Genomic DNA, 492 nt, shown 5'->3' with positions numbered 1-492 from the left:
AGCCTGATCCACTACCAGTGAAAGTAGTGTTCAGTCTATTTCTATCACATATCCAAATTTTTAAAGAACGATCTGACAAAAGTCAGAAATCAACATTCATCAACGAATGTTCATTTCTAAGTTCTGACAAGCTACTGCGTGCTGCGAAAAGTGGTGGAGCCAAGCGGGATCGAACCGCTGACCTCCTGCGTGCAAGGCAGGCGCTCTCCCAGCTGAGCTATGGCCCCGTATTCTACGGCTGAACCATGTAATGGTAGGTCTGGGCAGATTTGAACTGCCGACCTCACCCTTATCAGGGGTGCGCTCTAACCAACTGAGCTACAGACCTATAACAGGGTCGCGTTACAGCATCGTCTTTATACAAGTGAATCAAGCAATTCGTGTGGGAGCTCATCAGCAGGCTGATGTCGTCGATTAAGGAGGTGATCCAGCCGCAGGTTCCCCTACGGCTACCTTGTTACGACTTCACCCCAGTCATGAATCACACCGTGG

2 tRNA genes and 1 rRNA gene are annotated in these 492 nt (G+C 49.4%); all 3 read right to left on the bottom strand.

From position 1 onward, the window contains the following. Positions 1 to 151 precede the first annotated feature (151 nt). Positions 152 to 227, bottom strand: a tRNA-Ala gene (locus OO306_RS28095). A 24-nt stretch (positions 228 to 251) separates the two neighbouring features. After that, positions 252 to 328: transfer RNA gene (locus tag OO306_RS28090), tRNA-Ile, on the bottom strand. A gap of 87 nt (positions 329 to 415) precedes the next feature. Further along, positions 416 to 492 (bottom strand): 16S ribosomal RNA (locus tag OO306_RS28085); the annotation flags it as partial.

It is taken from the genome of Pseudomonas sp. DCB_AW (assembly GCF_026240895.1).
Taxonomy (GTDB): domain Bacteria; phylum Pseudomonadota; class Gammaproteobacteria; order Pseudomonadales; family Pseudomonadaceae; genus Aquipseudomonas; species Aquipseudomonas kermanshahensis.
This window is presented reverse-complemented; position numbering and strand designations above follow the sequence as displayed.